Here is a 1,553-nt window from a genome sequence, read left to right as displayed (position 1 = left end):
AATTGCAATTGGGTTCATATCTGGCTTACAGGGGATTACATCTTGGGTGCTACCAAACCTTCCAAAGGAAAGCGGCAGTGTTATGGATAATGCCATTTTCCATAAAGGGAAAGCAGTGCAAAATATGCTAGAAGATGCCATAGTTTGCTTTATTTTCCTCATTATTCCCCTGATCTCAATCCTATTGAGAAAAAATGGCCCCAAGCCAAACATGTAAGAAGAACATTAACTTTTTCAATTGATCTCTTATTTCAATTCCATTTTTCGTAATTTTTTTATACTGATTTAGATATAGAGCTGCATTTATCGATGACTGCGGATATATCTACAATGTTTTTAAGAAATCTTATTGAGAATTGTCCATTTAAAATTACTAAGATCCTGACCAATGGACAGGTGGAAGGTGCAAACAGAATGATCAAACAACATACAACAAAAATATATTATTATTGTTACTTGTAAGAATTTAAAAAGTATTTTATTTATTTTATTTTGTATTATAATCATCAACGAAAACTAAAATCATTGAAATGTCAGATTTCCTTTGATATCTTTCTTAAAGTGTTTGAGCAAAATCCGTCAAACTTTACTCATAATCCAAACCATATGGAGTTGGGACTGAACAATGTTGCAGTGCGGTCAATTTGTGATACACTCCACCTGTCCATTTAGTAATGGTATCTGGTAGAATATATGGGGTCATGGCATGTCATGCGCAAAACTACTTTCTTCAATATTAACCTATTAGTTTTTCTTATTTTTCTTATTTTTCTTATTTTTTTAACTTGTTAATGTGCCAGAATAATGTGCCAGAAAAATATAGACCTTTTTATGTGATCTGCCTTGGGGAGATTCAGAGTTTTTTTATACAGTTAACCTATAATACTATGATAGCTAAACTTTAATAATCGGAGTGAATAAGGCTTATTGCCTTGATTTTCGCAAAAAGGCCCTTGAGGTAAGAGCAAACAAAAAACTGAATATTGCCAAGGCTGGAATACGTTTCTGTGTGAGTTTAGCCAGTATCGGACGCTGGTGAGAATATGGTCTTGAAAACAAAACGTAACAAACCTGCTGCCACGAGTGATGTGAACAAACTGAGAAAAGATATTGAAGACTACCCAAATACCCCACCAGTATGAATGCGCTAAACGCTTAGGTGTGGGCGAAAGTTGAGTGCAATGCTTCTTTCAAGCGAACAGAAGTCCCTATCCCCCCCATAAGTGTTAAAAGTGGTTGAGATAGATATTATGAGTATAAAGTTTTAATTTTATAATGATGTATTGATATATGGTTAGAGAGACTAGGAAAACTTTACGATGTCAATAGATATAATAATAAAATCACCGGAGAATTGCTATTCAAAGGTTTGCTGAGATTAATACTCCTTGGCAAGAAAACTCGTTTAAGAATGTTAGAAAAGCTAATCAACCAAGGGTTTGGATCAATGCAAAGTGGCATTGAAGCGACATATAGTGGCATTTCAAAGCGGTTAAAAGTAATCAAATGGGAGTATTTTGAAGGAATATATAAAGATTTAGTGAGTAAGGTTG

Annotated in this window: 1 protein-coding gene; it reads left to right on the top strand. The window is 34.0% G+C overall.

What is annotated here, in order from left to right; all coding sequences use genetic code 11:
* The first annotated feature begins 144 nt into the window (after nucleotides 1-144).
* The gene (locus K737_RS11600) at nucleotides 145-270 is read left to right on the top strand and encodes a hypothetical protein (RefSeq protein ID WP_407636427.1); all 126 of its coding nucleotides are present in this window, start codon (nucleotides 145-147) and stop codon (nucleotides 268-270) included.
* Nucleotides 271-1,553 lie beyond the last annotated feature (1,283 nt).

It is taken from the genome of Holospora undulata HU1 (assembly GCF_000388175.3).
Lineage (GTDB): Bacteria > Pseudomonadota > Alphaproteobacteria > Holosporales > Holosporaceae > Holospora > Holospora undulata_A.
The sequence above is the reverse complement of the archived record's forward strand: the minus strand, read 5'-3'. Positions and strand labels throughout refer to the sequence as shown.